At 62.2% G+C, this 17,590-nt stretch carries 13 protein-coding genes; 4 read left to right on the top strand and 9 right to left on the bottom strand.

What is annotated here, in order from left to right; all coding sequences use genetic code 11:
* The 4 genes from ACSQ2A_RS21330 (at position 1) to ACSQ2A_RS21315 (ending at position 3,666) form a co-directional block, all read left to right on the top strand.
* The gene (locus ACSQ2A_RS21330) at positions 1-894 is read left to right on the top strand and encodes an ABC transporter permease subunit (protein WP_436073859.1); all 894 of its coding nucleotides are present in this window, start codon (positions 1-3) and stop codon (positions 892-894) included.
* Between the two features lie 4 nt (positions 895-898).
* Positions 899-1,747 carry an ABC transporter ATP-binding protein gene (locus ACSQ2A_RS21325; RefSeq protein ID WP_436073858.1) on the top strand — a complete coding sequence of 283 codons (849 nt, stop codon included), beginning with the start codon at positions 899-901 and terminating at the stop codon, positions 1,745-1,747.
* On the top strand, positions 1,744-2,574 hold the full coding sequence (locus ACSQ2A_RS21320) for a dipeptide ABC transporter ATP-binding protein (RefSeq protein WP_295414345.1): 831 nt from the start codon (positions 1,744-1,746) through the stop codon (positions 2,572-2,574). Before ACSQ2A_RS21325 ends, ACSQ2A_RS21320 begins: the two co-directional genes overlap by 4 nt.
* A 123-nt stretch (positions 2,575-2,697) precedes the next feature.
* Positions 2,698-3,666 carry a YihY/virulence factor BrkB family protein gene (locus ACSQ2A_RS21315; protein ID WP_436073857.1) on the top strand — a complete coding sequence of 323 codons (969 nt, stop codon included), beginning with the start codon at positions 2,698-2,700 and terminating at the stop codon, positions 3,664-3,666.
* Here ACSQ2A_RS21315 and ACSQ2A_RS21310 read toward each other — a convergent pair.
* The 9 genes from ACSQ2A_RS21310 to ACSQ2A_RS21270 all read right to left on the bottom strand — a co-directional run bounded on the left by ACSQ2A_RS21310 (position 3,656) and on the right by ACSQ2A_RS21270 (position 17,432).
* Complete coding sequence (locus ACSQ2A_RS21310) at positions 3,656-4,687, bottom strand: Gfo/Idh/MocA family protein (RefSeq protein ID WP_436073856.1); 1,032 nt, start codon at positions 4,685-4,687, stop codon at positions 3,656-3,658. The genes ACSQ2A_RS21315 and ACSQ2A_RS21310 overlap by 11 nt on opposite strands.
* Positions 4,688-4,763: 76 nt before the next feature.
* Complete coding sequence (locus ACSQ2A_RS21305) at positions 4,764-7,436, bottom strand: bifunctional diguanylate cyclase/phosphodiesterase (protein ID WP_436073855.1); 2,673 nt, start codon at positions 7,434-7,436, stop codon at positions 4,764-4,766.
* Positions 7,437-7,555: 119 nt separating this feature from the next.
* Positions 7,556-8,602 carry a sn-glycerol-3-phosphate import ATP-binding protein UgpC gene (locus ACSQ2A_RS21300; RefSeq protein WP_436073854.1) on the bottom strand — a complete coding sequence of 349 codons (1,047 nt, stop codon included), beginning with the start codon at positions 8,600-8,602 and terminating at the stop codon, positions 7,556-7,558.
* A gap of 3 nt (positions 8,603-8,605) precedes the next feature.
* Positions 8,606-9,448, bottom strand: a complete 843-nt coding sequence (gene ugpE / locus ACSQ2A_RS21295; RefSeq protein WP_436073853.1) for a sn-glycerol-3-phosphate ABC transporter permease UgpE — start codon at positions 9,446-9,448, stop codon at positions 8,606-8,608.
* A gap of 12 nt (positions 9,449-9,460) precedes the next feature.
* Complete coding sequence (gene ugpA / locus ACSQ2A_RS21290) at positions 9,461-10,345, bottom strand: sn-glycerol-3-phosphate ABC transporter permease UgpA (RefSeq protein WP_436073852.1); 885 nt, start codon at positions 10,343-10,345, stop codon at positions 9,461-9,463.
* 78 nt (positions 10,346-10,423) lie between these two features.
* Positions 10,424-11,755 carry a sn-glycerol-3-phosphate ABC transporter substrate-binding protein UgpB gene (gene ugpB / locus ACSQ2A_RS21285; RefSeq protein WP_436073851.1) on the bottom strand — a complete coding sequence of 444 codons (1,332 nt, stop codon included), beginning with the start codon at positions 11,753-11,755 and terminating at the stop codon, positions 10,424-10,426.
* A gap of 361 nt (positions 11,756-12,116) precedes the next feature.
* Positions 12,117-12,536, bottom strand: coding sequence for a tRNA (adenosine(37)-N6)-threonylcarbamoyltransferase complex ATPase subunit type 1 TsaE (gene tsaE, locus ACSQ2A_RS21280; RefSeq protein ID WP_436073850.1), 420 nt, complete (start codon positions 12,534-12,536; stop codon positions 12,117-12,119).
* Positions 12,537-14,918 carry a PAS-domain containing protein gene (locus ACSQ2A_RS21275; RefSeq protein ID WP_436073849.1) on the bottom strand — a complete coding sequence of 794 codons (2,382 nt, stop codon included), beginning with the start codon at positions 14,916-14,918 and terminating at the stop codon, positions 12,537-12,539.
* A gap of 468 nt (positions 14,919-15,386) precedes the next feature.
* Positions 15,387-17,432: a methyl-accepting chemotaxis protein gene (locus ACSQ2A_RS21270; RefSeq protein WP_436073848.1), complete on the bottom strand. Its 2,046-nt coding sequence runs from the start codon at positions 17,430-17,432 to the stop codon at positions 15,387-15,389.
* Between the last annotated feature and the right edge of the window lie 158 nt (positions 17,433-17,590).

The raw sequence follows: 17,590 nt of genomic DNA, 5'->3' as shown, positions 1-17,590 counted from the left end.
ATGGCCACGACCAACACTCCTGCCAGTGCACCGGCCTCCGGCCTGCGTGAATTCTGGTACTATTTCTCCGTCAATCGCGGCGCCGTCATCGGCCTCACCGTCTTTGCCATCCTCGTCTTCGTCGCGATTTTCGCGCCGCTCATCGCGCCCTTTGCGCCCGACGAGCAGTTCCGCGATGCGCTGCTGAAACCCCCGATCTGGGACGCCAATGCCGACCCGCGCTTCATTCTGGGGACCGACCCCGTGGGCCGCGACATGCTTTCGCGCCTCATCCACGGCGCGCGCTATTCGCTGTTCATCGGCTTCTTCGTCGTTGTCGGCGCGTTGATTGTCGGGGTGATCCTCGGCGTCTTGGCCGGCTATTTCCGCGGCTGGGTCGACGTCCTGATCATGCGCATCATGGACATTATCTTGGCTTTCCCGCCGCTGCTGCTGGCCCTGGTGCTGGTGGCCATTCTGGGCCCGGGCCTCTTCAACGCCATGATCGCCATCGCGCTGGTCTTGCAGCCACACTTTGCGCGCCTGGTGCGTGCGGCGGTGATGGCTGAAAAGAGCCGTGAATATGTGACGGCGGCCAAGCTTTCCGGCGCCGGCCATTTGCGCCTGATGATGGTAACGATCCTGCCCAACTGCCTGGGTCCGCTGATCGTTCAGGCAACGCTGAGCTTTTCCAATGCAATTCTCGAAGCCGCCGCGCTCGGCTTCCTCGGCATGGGCGCGCAGCCACCGACCCCCGAATGGGGCACCATGCTGGCCTCGGCCCGCGAATTCATCCTCAAGGCGCCATGGGTCGTGACCTTCCCCGGTCTTGCCATCCTGATCACGGTGCTGGCCATCAATCTCATCGGCGACGGGCTGCGTGATGCGCTCGATCCCAAGCTGAAGAGGAGCTGACCCTATGTCCCTTCTCGAAATCAAAAACCTCACCGTCGCCTTCGACACCTCGGTCGGTCTCTTCAAGGCCGTCGACGGCATCGACATCTCGGTCGACAATCGCGAAGTGCTCGCCATTGTCGGCGAGAGCGGCTCGGGCAAGTCGGTGGCGATGCTCGCCACCATGGGCCTGCTTCCGGCCAGCGCCCGCGTCACTGCCGATGTCATGCGTTTTGAAGGCCGCGACCTCCTCAAGATGAGCGACAGCGAAAAGCGGAAAATCATCGGCAAGGACATTGCCATGATCTTTCAGGAGCCGATCGCCAGCCTCAATCCGTGTTTTACGGTCGGCTTCCAGATCGGCGAGGTGCTGGACAAGCATCTCGGCCTCAAGGGGCGTGCAGCGCATGATCGCGCGGTGCAGCTGCTCAATCAGGTCGGCATTCGCGATGCCGAAGACAAGCTGAAAGCCTTTCCGCATCAGATGTCGGGCGGCCAGTGCCAGCGCGTCATGATCGCCATGGCCATTTCGTGCAATCCAAAACTGCTGATTGCCGACGAGCCGACCACGGCGCTCGACGTGACCATCCAGAAGCAGATCCTTGATCTCCTCGTCGGGCTGCAGCAGCAGACCGGCATGGGGCTGATCATGATCACCCATGACATGGGCGTCGTCGCCGAAACGGCCGACCGCGTCATCGTGCAATATAAGGGGCACAAGATGGAGGAGGCCGATGTGCTCTCCCTCTTTGAAAATCCCCAGTCGAACTATACGCGGGCGCTGCTATCGGCCCTGCCGGAAAATGCCGTGGGCGATCGCCTACCGACCGTTTCCGACATGCTGTTTACCGCCGCCCCGGGAGTTGCCCAATGACGACACCCGTTCTTGAAGTGCGCAATCTCAAGCGCGACTACGTCACTTCCGCCGGCTTTTTGAAGCCGGCCAAGGTGCTGCATGCCGTCAAGGGCGTCAGCTTCACGCTCGAAAAGGGCAAGACGCTGGCTGTCGTCGGGGAAAGCGGCTGCGGCAAGTCGACCCTTGCGCGCATGATCACGCTGATCGACGAGGCGACCTCGGGCGAGATTTTTATCGATGGCATCAAGGCCAGCGCGTCGCATGTGACCAAGGAACTGCGCCAAAAAGTGCAGATCGTCTTCCAGAATCCCTATGGCTCGCTCAATCCGCGCCAGAAGATCGGCGACGTGCTCTCCGAACCGCTGCTGCTGAACACTGATATGTCGGCAGCCGAGCGGCGCGAGAAGGCCATGGCCATGCTGACCAAGGTTGGCCTGCAGCCTGAGCACTATAACCGCTATCCGCACATGTTCTCGGGCGGCCAGCGCCAGCGCATCGCCATTGCCCGGGCGCTGATGCTGAACCCCAGCTTCCTGGTGCTCGACGAGCCGGTTTCGGCACTCGATCTTTCGGTGCAGGCGCAAATTCTCAATCTCTTGAAAGACCTGCAGGACGAGTTCGGCCTGACCTATGTGTTCATCAGCCATGACCTCTCGGTCGTGCGCTATATCGCTGATGAAGTCATGGTCATGTACTTTGGCGATGTCGTTGAACACGGCAGCCGGGACGCGGTGTTTTCGAATCCGCAGCACGCCTATACCAAGACCCTCTTTGCCGCGACGCCTCAGACCGAGGTCGAGCACATCCGTGCCCGTATCGCGCGCAAAAAGGCGGCTGTGGCCTGATCCCATTGTCGCAGCGCCGACGCGGAGCCAAGCGGCCCGCGTCGGCGTTGTCAGGGAATGCCGACGCGTACGCAGGAACTTCGATCCAAACAGCCAGACCGGGGACGCAGGGCCACTGCGCCAGTGGGCATTCCCTGGCGCGGCTGGAAGGATATCGCCTATCGTTTGTTCATCGGTTTTAGCGAAAACCGTGTGCTGCTGACCGCCGCGGGCGTTGCCTACTTTTTGCTGTTCGCGCTGGTGCCGTCGCTGAGCCTTTTCGTCTCGCTTTATGGCCTCCTCAATGACCCCGTTGGCGTGGTCGATCAACTCAGCCTGCTCGATGGCATCGTGCCGGCCGGCGGCCTCGACATCATCCGCGAACAGCTGGTGCGCCTGACGAGCCAGGATAGCGGCGAACTCGGCATCGCCCTTGTCGTCTCGCTCGTGGCGGCGCTCTGGGGCGCCAGTGCTGGTATCAAGGCCTTGTTCGATGCCATGAACGTCGTCTATGGCGAGCAGGAAAAGCGGAACATTTTTCATATTCACCTGCTCGCCCTCGCCTTCATCTTGGGCGGGTTGATCATGCTGGTGCTGATGCTGGCGGTCATGCTGGTGGTGCCCGCTTTGCTGCAGATACTCGCGCTCGGGGGCTATGAGTGGATCGTGCGGGCCGGCGCCTATGTACTGATGCTCGTAAGCCTCCTCGTCGCGCTTTCGTCGATCTACCGCTGGGGCCCAAGCCGGGCCAAGGCCAAGTGGCGCTGGATCACGCCGGGCAGCCTTTTTGCAACCGTCGGCATCATGCTCATGTCGGCGGGCTATTCCTGGTATGCGGCCAATTTTTCCAGTTTCAACGCCACCTATGGCTCGCTGGGCGCGCTGATCGGCTTTCTCACCTGGATCTGGCTTTCGGTGACCATCGTCATTCTGGGTGGGTCGCTCAACTCGGAGAGCGAGCACCAGACGACGGCGGATTCCACCACGGGCGAACCGCGCCCCATGGGCGAGCGCGGCGCCTATGTCGCAGACACAGTGGGTGGGCGCTGGCCAGCCAAGGGCGGGGAAGCCGCCAAGGAGCAGCCGGCCAGCGAGGACGTCGCTAGACGTTGACGCGGCGGCCTTCGCGCGAGGAGGCAATGAGCGCGTCGATCAGCTTGTGCACGGCAAGCGCCGAATGGCCGGTCGAGACCGGCTGCCGCCCCTCCTGCACCGCTTCTGCAAAGTCGGCGATCTGGGCCATATGCCAGTCGAACGGAAAAGCCATTGGGTCGGCGCCGCCACCTGAATTGCTGGCCTCGCCGATATTGTCCTCGCGGCCATCGAACCATTTCAGGTTGAGGTTGCCACCCGCGAGGGTGGCGCTGGCCTTTTCGAAGTTGAGCGTGATGCTCTCGGCGCCGCCGGGGAAATTGGCTGTGGTGGCCATCAGCCCGCCCACCGCACCATTGGCAAATTCGAGCCCGCCGGCGACAAAATCTTCTGTCTCCATCTGGTGGAAACCAGTGGTCGCAGCAAGAGCGGTGACCGACTTCACCGGGCCGGTGAGGCTCAGCATCAGGTCGAGCGAATGGATGGCCTGGGTGATGAGGACGCCACCGCCGTCCTGGGCAAATGTGCCGCGGCCGGGCTTGTCATAGTAGCGCTGCTGCGGGCGCCACCACGGCACGACGAGATGGGCGGCGAAGAGTTTTCCTAAGTCGCCGCTGGCAACCTTCTCGGCCAGTGCTTTCGAGGCCGCGCGGAATCGGTGCTGGAAGATGATGCCGAGGGTCACCCCTGCCCCATCGCAAATCTCGACGATGCGGGCGGCGGCTTCCGTCGTGCGCTCGACCGGCTTTTCCATCAGCACATGCTTGCCGGCTGCGGCCGCCGCAGCGACCAGGGGCTCGCGCGCATTGGGCGGGGTCAGGATGAGAACCGCATCAAGGCCGGGATCGGCCAGCATGGCCTCGTAGCTTTGTGCCGCCGGAAAATCATAAAGGTCGCAAAACTGCTTGAGCGCTTCCGTGTCACGCCGCCAGACACCGCGGACTTCGATCCTGTCGCGGAGGGCATCGAGAGCCAGCGCATGTGGCTTTGCCGCCATGCCCGCGCCAACCACGCCCAGCCCAAATTTCCTGCCCAGCGCCATTTCCGCCTCCCAAAAGCCGTTCCATACAAGATAGACGGAGGGGGTTTAACGAAATTCGTCTGGTTTGTCGCCTGTTCTAGCTGGCCCGGCGCCAGCTTTGTTCGGCAAGGAAGGCTTCGAGCGCCTCGCGCGGCATGGGCTTGGCGAAGGCATAGCCCTGCAGAATGTCGCAGCCGAGATCGCGCAGGATTTTTGCATGTTCCATGGTCTCGACGCCTTCGGCAACGATCTCGATATCCATGGCCTTGCCGATATCGACGATGGAGGCGACAAGCCGGCGCTGGCTCGGCTCGGTGATGATCGGATCGACCAATTGCCGGTCGATCTTGAGACGGCGTGGGTGCAGTTTTTGCAGCGAGACGATGGAGGCGTAGCCGGTGCCGAAATCGTCGATCTCGACATCGATGCCGAGCGCCTTGATCTGCTCGATATTCCAGGCGATGACGCCGTCGCTCTCGTCGAGATAGATGGATTCGACGAGTTCAAAAGCGATGCGGCCTTCGGCGATGTCCATTTCCCGCAGCGCGGCGACGAGGTTTTCGTCGTGGAGGCGCCGCTGGGAGACATTGACCGAAACCCGCGGCACGCGCAGTCCCAGGCGGTCCCAACGTTCGAGATCATGAAGGCTCTGCTGCAGAATGGCGTGGTCGATGGCGGCGACGACGCTCAGCTCCTCGGCGATTTCCATGAAGCTGTCGGGACTGCGCAGGCCCAGCGTCGGATGCCGCCAGCGGGCCAGCGCCTCGACACCGACGACATCGAGCGTTTTGGCATCGAACTGGGGCTGGTAGTGGGCGATGAAATCCTGGTTTTCGAGGCTGTTGAGGATTTCGTCGGCGACGCGCTTGGTATTGATCACCTCAGCCTGCAGCGCTGCGGAGAAGAATTCAAAGCGATTGCGGCCGCGATCCTTGGCGCGATAGAGCGCGATATCGGCATTGATCAGCAATTGCTCGACATCAATGGCGGGCACCATGCCCGTGGCGATGCCGACGCTGACGCCGCAGCGGCATTCGTGCCCTTCATGCATGACCGGCTTGCGCATGGCTTCGACGAGTCGCCCGGCGAGCCGGGCCAGGCCTTCCTCGCCATGGCTATTGCTGGAGACGACAACGAATTCGTCGCCGCCGATGCGGGCGACAAAGTCGGTGTCGCGGCAGCTCTCGCGCAGCACCTTGCTGGCATGGATGAGCATGGCATCGCCCGCGGCGTGGCCGAGCGTATCGTTGATCTGCTTGAAACGGTCGAGATCGATATGGAGCAGCGCGATCGTGCCGGAATCGTCAAACCCTCCGGCGGCATTGCCGCGGAGCATTTCGTCGAGATAGCGCCGATTGGGCAGGCCCGTCAGGCTGTCATGGAGCGCATTGTGCTCGATGCGGACGCGCGCCGCTTCGAGTTCGGTATTGCGTGCCTCGGTCATGGCCTTGGCGCGGCGCAGGTCCTCGCTCAGCGCCACGTCGGCGGTCACGTCCCAATTGATGCCCATGACGCGATCGTCCTCGCCGGGCGCGCGATAGAGCACGGCGATGGAGCGGATATGGCGCGTCGTGCCATCGGCCAGCACGATGCGATAGTCCGATTGATAGCGGCCATTGGCGATGGACTTGCGGAACTCGCTTTCGGCCCGCGCCTTGTCCTCGGGGTGAACCACCTTTTGCCAATGGTCATGCGTGCGCCCGCCGCCATCGGCCGACATGCCGTAGATTTCGTTGGTGCGCGCGTCCCACACTTCCTCGCCGCTTGCCAGGTCCAGCTCCCAAAGCCCGACCTTGGAGGTTTCAAGGGCCAGGTTGAGCCGCTGGGTCTGCTGGGTCAGCTCGGTCTCGCGGGCCCGCAGCTGGGCGATATAGTCGTGGCGCTGGCTGATCATGCGGCCCGCGATTATGAAGGGCAGCAGGATCAGGCAGCCGGCGATGAAGATGGCGCCACGCAGCATGAACTGGCTTGCCATGCTCGATTGCCAACCGTCCTTGGGTACGGCGGCGATCTGCCAGCTGCCGCTGGGCAGGGTAACATTGGCAAGGACCGGCTGGCGGGCACTCAGACTCTCGCCATAAAAGATCTTGCCGTGGCGACCCTGGGCGTCGTGGCCGGTAATGGAAATATCGAGATCAGAAAGCGACGGATCGTAGAGGCCGCTATCCTGATAGAGCCGGTCGACGTCGATAACGGCGGAGACGACGCCCCAGAATTTCTTCCAGCCATCCTCGGTGGTATGGACCGGAAAGCGGCCGACAAAACCGCGGCCGCCCTGGACGAGATCGACCGGGCCGGCCAACACCATCCTGCCGGTGAACAGCACCTGCTGCACAGCGTCCCACTGATTGGGGGTCTGGCGATAGTCGAGGCCGATGGCCTTTTCGTTGCCGGCCAGCGGATAGGTCATGCGAATGACGAGATCGGGCGCGGCGGCAACCGAGCGCAGCTGGCTGTCTTCTTCGAAGAGATTGCCGACCAGCGCGTCAAAGCGGGTCTGGTCCATGTCGGGTTCGGTCGAAATGACCGAGACGAGGCCGCGCACCAGCTGGACATTGCTCGATACATGCCCTTCGAGCTTGGCGCGGATGACGGAAATGCGGCCCAGAACTTCGGAACGGACCCGTTCCTGATTGATGGTTTCGGCCTGGCGGTCGAGCACGACACCGGCAATGGCGACTACCAGAAATGCCAAAAGGGCAGGCAGGAAGCTCGTCCGCCGCCACTCCCGGTTCTTCTGCTTCGCCCCGCCGAAACCCATATTGCCCATATGCCTGCAAGGACCAATACCGGTCTCTGCAGGTCATAGTAGGGGGGCAGAATTGACCAGTTCCTTACCGGACATACGCAATTAGACGCTTGGTAAATATCTGGCAAAGTCTGGCTGGATCAGTCGGTGCGGCGGCCCGTTTGAGTATTGAAGGGGTGAAGCGCATCTAGGGGCAGGACGAAATCGAGCACTTCGCCTTCGCTCAGGCGTGAGCGGCCCTCGACGACGATGATCACCACCTGATCGAGGCCCTCGGCGCGGACATAGAGGTGGCTTTCCCCGCCGACCGGCTCGATCAATTCCACCGCACCCGAAAGCCGCAAGCCGGTGCCGCTTCCAGTCTCGATCCGGTCGGGCCGGATGCCGACAGTGTCGGTGCCTGCCGGCAGGGACGCGGCCAGATCATGACCCGTCGCCTGGCTCAAGGCGTCGAGCTTGAAGAGGTTCATCGGCGGCGAACCGATAAAACCGGCGACAAAGAGGGAGGCCGGGCGATCATAGAGCTCGATGGGTTTGCCCACCTGCTCGATGCGGCCGGCATTCATCACCACCAGCCGATCGGCCAGGGTCATGGCTTCGAGCTGATCGTGGGTGACGTAGACGCTGGTGGTTTTGAGGGATCGCTGCAGGCGGCGGATTTCGATGCGCATCTGCCCGCGCAGTTTGGCGTCGAGATTGGAAAGCGGCTCGTCGAACAGAAAGGCCTTGGGCTGGCGCACGATGGCGCGGCCCATGGCGACGCGCTGGCGCTGGCCGCCGGACAGCTGGCGCGGCTTTCGATCGAGGAAGGGCGCGATCTCGAGAACGCGCGCCGCCTCGTTGACGCGGCGGTCGATTTCCTCGCGCGGCGTGCCACGGTTTTTCAGGCCATATTCGAGGTTCTGCCGCACGCTCATATGCGGATAGAGCGCATAGTTCTGGAACACCATGGCGATATCGCGCTCGGCCGGCTCCTTGCGGTTGACCACCTCGCCCCCGATGGAAATCGTGCCATCGGTGATGGTTTCAAGCCCGGCGATCATACGCAGAAGTGTGGACTTGCCGCAGCCCGAGGGGCCGACCAGCACGACCATTTCGCCATCTTCGATATCGAGGTCGAGGCCGTGAATGGCGGTGACATTGCCCTGATAGGTTTTCTTGACTTGGGAAATCTTGATCGGAGCCATGACTTATTTCTCGGTGTCCACGAGGCCTTTGACGAAGAGGCGCTGCATGAAGATGACGATGAGGATCGGGGGGAGCATGGCCAGCACCACGGCGGCCATGATGAGGTTCCATTGCGGGTCGGCGTCGGCGACGGCGGCCATGCGCTTCACGCCCATCATGAGCGTGTAATAGTTGCGGTCGGTGGTCACCAGCATGGGCCAGAGATACTGCATCCAGCCGAAGATGAAGAGGATGACGCAGAGCGCGGCGATATTGGTGCGCGAGAGGGGCAGCAGGATGTCGCGGAAAAACTTCATCGGCCCCGCGCCATCGACACGGGCGGCTTCCATCAGCTCATCGGGAATGGTCATGAAGAACTGGCGGAAGAGAAAGGTCGCGGTCGCCGAGGCGATGAGCGGCACGGTCAGCCCAAGATAGGAATTGAGCATCCCCAGGTTCGCCACCACCGAATAGGTGGGAATGATGCGCACTTCGACCGGCAGCATCAGGGTGATGAAGATCAGCCAGAAGGCGAGGTTCCGGAACGGGAACTTGAAATAGACGATGGCGAAGGCGGAGAGGATCGAAATGACGATCTTTCCCGCGGTGATGATCACCGCCATCCAGAGCGAGTTCCAGGCCATGACCCAGAAGGGCGGCAGGCCGGGCGACTGATGCGTCAGCGTTGCCACGAGATTGTCGATGAGGTGCGAGCCGGGCCACATGGGCATCATGCCGCTCGACATGGCCGTCGCGTCATGGGTTGCCGCCACGATGGCGATATAGACCGGAAAGACGATGACGGCGACGCCGACGATCAGCACGAAATGGGTGAGGAAGGTCAGGAAGGGGCGATTTTCTACCATTTGTCCTTGTCCTCAGTACTGCACGCGCCGCTCGACATAGCGGAACTGGAGGAAGGTGAGCCCGATGACGAAGAGCATGAGGACGACCGACTGGGCCGAGGACGAGCCGAGGTTGAGGCCGATGAAACCGTCGGCATAGACCTTGTAGACGAGGATATTGGTCGCCTGGTTCGGGCCGCCCTGGGTGGTGGCATCGATGGTGCCAAAGGTGTCGAACATCGTGTAGTTGACGTTGACGATGAAGAGGAAAAACGTCGTCGGCGACAGGAGCGGCAGGACAATGGTGAAGAACCGCTTCACCGGCCCTGCCCCATCGATCGCGGCAGCCTCAGTCAGCGATTGCGGCACCGACTGCAGGCCGGCCAGGAAGAACAGGAAATTGTAGGAGACCTGCTTCCAGCTCGCCGCCACGATGACGAGGATCATGGCCTGGGTGCCGTTGAGCTTGTGGTTCCAGTCGACGCCGAAAAAGCTCAGCATATAGGGCAGGATGCCCGAGCTCGAATTGAACATGAACCACCAGAGAATGCCGGCGACGACCGGGGCGACGGCATAGGGCCAGAGCAGGAGCGTCGAATAGGCATTGGCGCTGCGCACGAGGCGGCTGACCGCGACGGCGAGCAGCAGGCCCATGCCCATGGAGAGCATGGTGACGGCGACGGCAAAGATGGCCGTGCGGCCGATGGCGTCGAGATAGAGCGGATCCTGGAAGAGGCGCTGATAGTGCAGGAGGCCAACAAAAGTGCTGTTGAGCCCGAAGGGATCTTCGCGCAGGAACGATGACTGGACCGCCTGCCAGGTCGGCCAGATGAAGAAGACCAGCGTGATGACCAGCTGCGGCATGACAAGCGCATAGGGCAGCGTCTTGCTGGGAAAGGTTGTGCGTTTCGTTTCCACGAATGGCCCCGCTTCCAGAAAAGCAAAAGAGACGGAGGGGCAGGCCGGAACGCGCCGGCCTGCCCCGGAGATCAGGATTTACTGAGCGTTGGACGCTTCGAAGTCGCGCAGCAGCTGGTTGCCACGGGAGACGGCGCTGTCGAGGGCTTCCTGGGCGGTCTTGCTGCCCGAGAGCAGAGCCTGGAATTCTTCGTCGACGACGTTGCGGACCTGGGTGAAGTTGCCGAAGCGAACGCCCTTGGAATTGGCCGTCGGCGTGCCGCGGGTGATCTGGTTGATGGCAACGTCAGAGCCGGGGTTCTCGGCGTAGTAGTTCTGGCTCTGGCCCAGTTCGAAGGCCTCGTTGGTGATCGGCAGGTAGCCGGTGAACTGGTGCCAGGCGGCCTGAACTTCGGGCTGGCTGAGATAGGTGAAGAACTTTGCGGCGCCCGCATATTCTTCGGTCGACTTGCCGTTCAGCACCCAGAGGGTGGCGCCGCCGATGATCGAGTTCTTGGGCTCGGCGATCACGTCGTCATAATAGGGAAGCGGGGCAAAGCCGACTTCAAAGTCCTTGGCATTGTTGATGACGCCAGCGCGACCTGCCGAGGAATTCATGATCATCGCGCAGTCCTGCGCGTAGAAGAACGGAGCGGCATCCGCGCCGCCTTCCGGACCACCATATTTGAAGAGGCCAGCATCGGACCAGGTCTTGAGGTTGTTCCAGTGGCGGGCCTGGAGTTCACCGTTGAAGGTGAATTCGGTGTCGAAACCGGCAAAGCCGTTTTCCTTGCTGCCGAAGGGCTGGTCGTGGATGGCCGAGAGGTTCTCGGTCTGGATCCAGGTCACCCAGCCAGTGGTGAAGCCGCAGGTGGCAGCGCCCGATTCAACGATCTTCTTGGAGAAGGCTTCGACCTCGGCCCAGGTTTTCGGAGCGGTTTCGCGGTCGAGACCGGCTTTTTCGAACACGTCCTTGTTGTAGTAAAGGATCGGGGTCGAGGAATTGAACGGCAGCGAGAGAATGTTGCCTTCCGGATCCGAATAGTAGCCAACGACCGGGGCAAGGAACTCGGAGGGATCGAAGGCTTCGCCCTGATCGGCCATGAGCTGGTAAACCGGGTAGACGGCGCCCTTGGCAGCCATCATGGTGCCCGTGCCGACTTCAAAAACCTGCACGATGGCCGGCTGCTCATTGGCGCGGAAAGCAGCGATGGCCGAGGTCAGCGTCTCGGCATAGGTGCCCTTGTAGACCGGGGTCACGACATAGTCGGACTGGCTGGCGTTGAAATTGGCGGCGATCTCTTCGAGCTTGGTGCCCAGCTCGCCACCCATGGCGTGCCACCAGGTGACTTCGGTCTGCGCAAAGGCGGCCGAGGTGGAAAGCATCAGCGAAAGGGCAGCAAGCCCGGCAACGCCGTTCAGGTTCTTCATATCTTGTCTCCCGTCGGACCGGATCGGCGCGTGGCCGTCCGGCTCCTGCCAGACTTTTGAAACGTGAAGCGCCGGATGCTTTCGGGCGGCGGGCTCTGCAAAACTGGCGAAGCCGTTTCGACAAACCGAAAGTTCAAGCGCGCATTCCGGACTCCCCATTCGAAAGGAAGGCGGCGTGCGAGCCCGATCTATTGGCAGCGATTAACGTCCGCGTGACGGTGACATGTCAGTTCGGTGACTGTGGAAAGCACTGTGCCGCGGCCAAAAGGGTGCGGTGATCCCGTGGGGCCATCGGCAGTGCCATGGCCGGTCGTTTCGGCGCCCGTTTTCATTCGAAAGCGGCACTTACTCGGAAAACCCTTTAGCGGCGGGTCATGACCAGATTTCGGCCCGATCCGCCGGGGGGAATGGAGAGCGCGATAACAATGTTTGCGGCATCCGCCACATGCGCGGCGCGTTCGGCCCATTCGACGAGAACAAAAGACGTCGAGTTGTCGAGCAGCCCGAGTTCATCGGCTTCGGCGGCGTCGCCGAGCCGATAGAGATCGGCATGCAGCACCGGGCCCCTTGGCGTGTCATAGGGCTGCACCAGGGCAAAGGTAGGCGACGGAACTTCGAGGTCCGGATCGCCGGCAAGGGCCCGAATGGTGGCGCGGGCGAGAGCCGATTTGCCGGCGCCGAGTTCACCTTCGAGACTGACAATGTCGCCTTGCTGCAGCAGGGCCGCCAGTTCCCGTCCAAAGGCGATCGTCGCCTCATCATCGGGAAGGAAGCGTTCCATCTATTCGGCGACGCCGGCAAGCGCGCTGTCGCGCGGCAGGTTGACGACGATACGGCTGCCGCGCGGTTCGCGCTGCTGGGCCGAAATCGTGCCGCCATGGAGATTGACGAAGGTGCGCACGATGGAGAGCCCCAGGCCCGCGCCACGCAGGCGCCCACCGGCGCTCGGCGTATCGAGGCGGGTGAGGATGGCAGAGCGCAATTCGTCGGTCAGGCCCGGGCCTTCATCCTCGATGATGAACAGCATGCGGTCGGCGCGATGCGTCACGGTCAGCCGGATTTCGCCACCCGGCGGGGAGAAGCGCGCGGCATTGGAGAGGAGATTGTAGAGCACCTGTACGATGCGGGTGCCGTCGGCGATGAATTCGGGCAGGTTCGGCTCGACCTCGACGACGAGATTGGTGGAGTTCCCCGACACTTCGGGGAAACTGGCCGAGAGGCCAGCCCGCGCCTTGTCGATCAACCCCTGCACGCTGAGCGGCTCAGGATTGAGTTCGGCAATGCCGGCATCGACCGAGGCAAGGTCCAGGATGTTGTCGATCAGCACGCCCAGCGTCACGGACGAGGCGCGGATATATTCGATATAGGCTTTTTGGCGTTCGTTGAGGCTGTCGCCCTCGGTGCCGGCGAGGAGGTCCGCAAAGCCGATAATATTGGTCAGCGGACTGCGCAATTCATAGGAGACGTTTTCGACGAAAGCGTCCTTGAGGCGGTCGGCGGTGACCAGCGCATCGTTGCGCTCCTTGAGGACCTTTGAATAGCTGGCGCTTTCGGTCACATCGAGGAAGGTCATCATGGTCTGCCCATCGGGCAGGCGCGTCGTCGCATAATCGAGCAGCCGCCCATCGGTGCGCTCGATCCGCCCGGCCTTGTCGGTGCGGGTGGGATTGAGGTCGATGATATTGCGCTTGAGATCGGCCCAGATCTTTGCGCCGTCCTGCAGGACCTGGCCCGAGGCATCGGCGATCTGATCGATATGGGGATTGGCGCCGAGTGTGTTCATCGGCAGCTTCCAGAGCGCGGAGAGCCGCGGATTGGACAGCGCCAGGCGGCCATTGGTGCCGAACACGGCCACCGCTTCGGAGAGCGAATTGATGGTTTCGCGCTGCACATTGGTCATGGCCTTGTTGGCCGATTCCAGTTCGAGGCGCTCGGTCAGGTCTTCAAAGACATAGATGACGCCGCCATGTGTTCCGGCCGGAGCCGAAATGACTTTGATGGTGCGGCCATCGGGCAGGTGCCAGGGCTCGGCCTCGAACGGGGCCTTGCGGCTATAGCTCTCGAGATGTTTGGCGCGCCAGGTGTGGTAGTCGACCTGATTGGGCAGCATGCCCTCGGTGCGCAGCTTGTCGAGAATGGCGCGCTCGTCGAGGCCGGGGGTCAAGAATTTCGGATCGAGATCCCAGAGCGCGGCATAGGCCGGATTGAACTGGATCAGCTCGCGCCGCGCATTGAAAATGGCGATCGGGGTGGCGAGGGCATCGATGATCCCCGCGATATGGGCAAAGCTCGGTTCGCCCGCCTTGTCATCGCTGACGGCGACAGGCTCGAAATAGCCGGCACGGCCTTCGGCAACCGGCACATCCACCAGTTCGAATTCGCCACCCTTGCCCAGCGACACGCGCTGGCGCACGGCCTCGTCATTGCCGCGACATTCGGCCAGATGGGCCTGCAATTGTTTTGCATCGAGCAGCTCGGGCGGCACTTCGCCGCTCACCGGCCTGCCCAGGGTGCGGCAGAGGTCGAGATAGGGCTGATTGGCAAAGACGAGACGACCGCTGGTGTCGCGCAGGAAAGCAGGCCTGTTGAGCAGGTCCAGCAGGGCCAGCACGCTGTCGCGATCACTGCCATCGACCACCGGCGCGTCCGTACCCGGTTGCGCGAAAGCGGGGCGCAGGCGCAGGGCCGCGCCGCCGCCGGCAAGCCAGCCGGTCGCGCGGACAAGACGCCCGTCGAGCGCCTTGACACTGGCATTGAAAGGCCGGCCTTCGACACGCAGTTGTTCGACCAATTGGGCCAGATTGTCGGCTTCGCTGCCCGAAAGCCAGGTATCGAAATTGAGCACGCTCTGCGGCTGGCGCCCCGGCGGCAGCACGGCAGCGGCCTGACCCAGCAGGCGCGGCGGCATGCCCGGCTGTTCGGGCCAGATGACGGTCAGCTCGCGGCTACCGCCGATGAGGTTTTCATAATCGTCGACAAGGGCCCGGAGATCGGCGATCTGGCCCTTGGCCTGGCGTTGCGCCAGACGCCCGTCACGCAGAATGGTGCGCAGCACGGTGACCGCGACAAGGGCGAAGCCGCCCGCGCCGATCACGACCGCGACTGGAACAATGCCGCCCAGATTTGCCGTCGAAGCTCCCTGGGCGAAGGCTGGGACAGCCATCATCAGGGTCAATGGAGCACACGCAGCAACTGCGAATCTCCAATGCTTCCGGAGTGGATCCGGCGCCATAGACAGCCCTCTCTTCTTTTGTTTCGCTGCAAGTCCGGCAAAGCCGGTACGCGTGCACATGAGACAGGCGCCCAAACGCGGAAACCCTCAATGAGGATTCCAGGTGCCCCCGAACCGGTTACGTGTCCCCCGACAACCGAATCGCCTCACCATACCGAGGTGGGGAATCGGGAAAAAGAGTCCTTATGGCTGTGCTTTGCGGGCAAAGCGCGAAGGAAGCGCTTGACGGAGAACGAACTAGAAACGATTTGTTAACCATTCGGGCCTGTTCGGGCTGGACAGGTCACCAATTCGCTACCGAACGACAATTCGGGACCCGTTGATTCTGCCACCAACAGGCCCAAACGAAAACTCCCCAGCCATGGGCCGGGGAGTAATGTGATCGACAGGGGTCAAAAATCAGAATTCGGACCAGTCGTCGGCTTTCACCGCGGCATTGCCGTGGCTGAGATAGGCTGACGCTGCCTGCTTGACCTTGCCCTGCAGCGCCTTGATGCCATTGGGGCGGGCGGCGGGGGCGGGCTTGGCCGCAACGGCAGCGCGGGCGGCGCGCGAAGAGTCGATGGTGAAGACATCGACGATCTGGTCGAGTTCGGTCGCCTGGGCCTCGGTCTGCTCGATGGCCGCATTCACCTCTTCCACCAGCGCCGCATTGTGCTGGGTCATTTCGTCCATCTGGCGGACGGCGGTGTTGACCTCGTCAATGGACGAAGCCTGTTCGCGGCTTGCCCCGGCGATATCGTCGAGGAGCGCGCTATTGGCACGCACCGCTTCGAGCATGGCCGAGAGCTTGTCGGCGGCGCTGGCGACGAGTTTCGAACCGGTGCCCACTTCCTGCGCGCTCTGCTCGATGAGCAGTTTTACGTCCGAAGATGCAGTTGCTGCGGACTGGGCGAGGCGACGCACTTCCACAGCGACCACGGCAAAGCCCTTGCCCGCTTCGCCGGCACGCGCGGCTTCCACCGAAGCGTTGAGCGCGAGCAGGTTGGTCTGGAAGGCGATATCGTCGATCATGCCGATGATGTTGGAGATCTTGGCCGAGGACTGGGTGATCCGCTCCATGGCCTGATTGGCTTCGCTCATGACGCGACCGCCATCTTCAGCCACCAGCGACACGGCATTGGCCTTCTGGCTCGCATCAGCCGCCTTCTTGGCGTTTTCCGTCACCGTCTGGGCGAGCTGCTCCATGGTGGCCGAGGTTTCCTCGATGGTCGCTGCCTGGCGCGTGGTGCGCTCGGAGAGATCATTGGCGCCGGAGAGGATTTCGCTCGTTGCCGATTTCAGCGTGCCCGAAGTGCCGCGCAACTGACCGACAATGGAGGTGAGCTTGTCTGCCACTTCGTTGACGTCGGACTGGAGCTTGGCGAAGGCGCCGCGATGCTGGCCTTCCATGCGACGGGTGAGATCGGTATTGGCGAGCGCCGAGAGCACCGTGCCGGTTTCATCAAGTCCACGATCGACGCTGTCGACGAGGTTGTTGACGGATTTGGCCAGACCATTGAGCTCGGCATCGGGGAAGGTTGCCGGGACGCGCTTGGAAAAATCGCCATCGATGGCCGAATCCACCACGTCGCCAAAGGCGCGCTGCAGCTCGACCATCATCTTCTGACGTTCTTCAGAGTCGCGAATGATACGGGCGGCCTCCGCCTCGGTCATTTCAGCGACTTTCAGGCCGTTCTCGCGGAAGACTTCCACGGCGCGCGCCATGGCACCGATTTCGTCCGTGCGGTTGGCCCCGACGACTTCGGTATCGAACTGGCCATCGGCCACTTTGTCCATGACGTCGGTGAGGCGGGCGATCGGATTGGTGATGGTGCGGGCGATAAGGAAGGCGACGCCGGAAACGACCAGGGCGACGACGAGAGCGATCAGCCCGGTTTCGATCAGGCTGCGCTGGGCGGCAGCGCGCAGATCATCGATATAGACGCCGGTGCCGACGACCCAGCCCCAGGGCTCGAACAGTTTTACATAGGTTCGCTTGTCGACCGGGTCGGTGTCGGGAGTACGGGCCCACTTGTATTCGATGAAGCCCGAACCGTTCTTCTTGGCGATCTCGATCATCTCGGCGACGAACTTCTTGCCGGTGGGATCAGCCATTTCCGACTGGTCCATGCCGACCATTTCGGGTTTGACGCCATGCATCAGCATGATCGCGTCCATGCCGTTGATGAACATATATTCGTTGCCGCGATAGCGCAGGCTTTGCAGGGCGCTGATGGCACCGGCCTTGGCGACGTCTTCGCTGAACTCACCGGCCTGGGCGCGCTTGTAAAAACCATCGACGATGGAGACGGCGGAATCGGTGATGGATTGGAGTTCGGCGGCGCGCAGCTGGTCACGCGTTGAATTGATCTGCTGCATGTTCATCCAGCCCATCACGGCCAGCGACACGACAGCGAGGCCGACCAGCAAATAGATGCGGCCCGCGATGTTGAGTTTAAACATTCCTATGCCTTCTCACACCTTCTGGTGTGTCGTTATCCGTGACGCTCACGCGCGGGGATAAAGGCAAGCAGAACCGGGACGCGGTTTCTCCGCGCCGTGTCCGAACCGATGTGCCCCCGCACTTTTCGAGCTGTGGCCGTCCATCCACGTCTCGCCTT

The organism is Devosia sp. LjRoot3, assembly GCF_964252865.1.
GTDB lineage: Bacteria > Pseudomonadota > Alphaproteobacteria > Rhizobiales > Devosiaceae > Devosia.
This window is presented reverse-complemented; position numbering and strand designations above follow the sequence as displayed.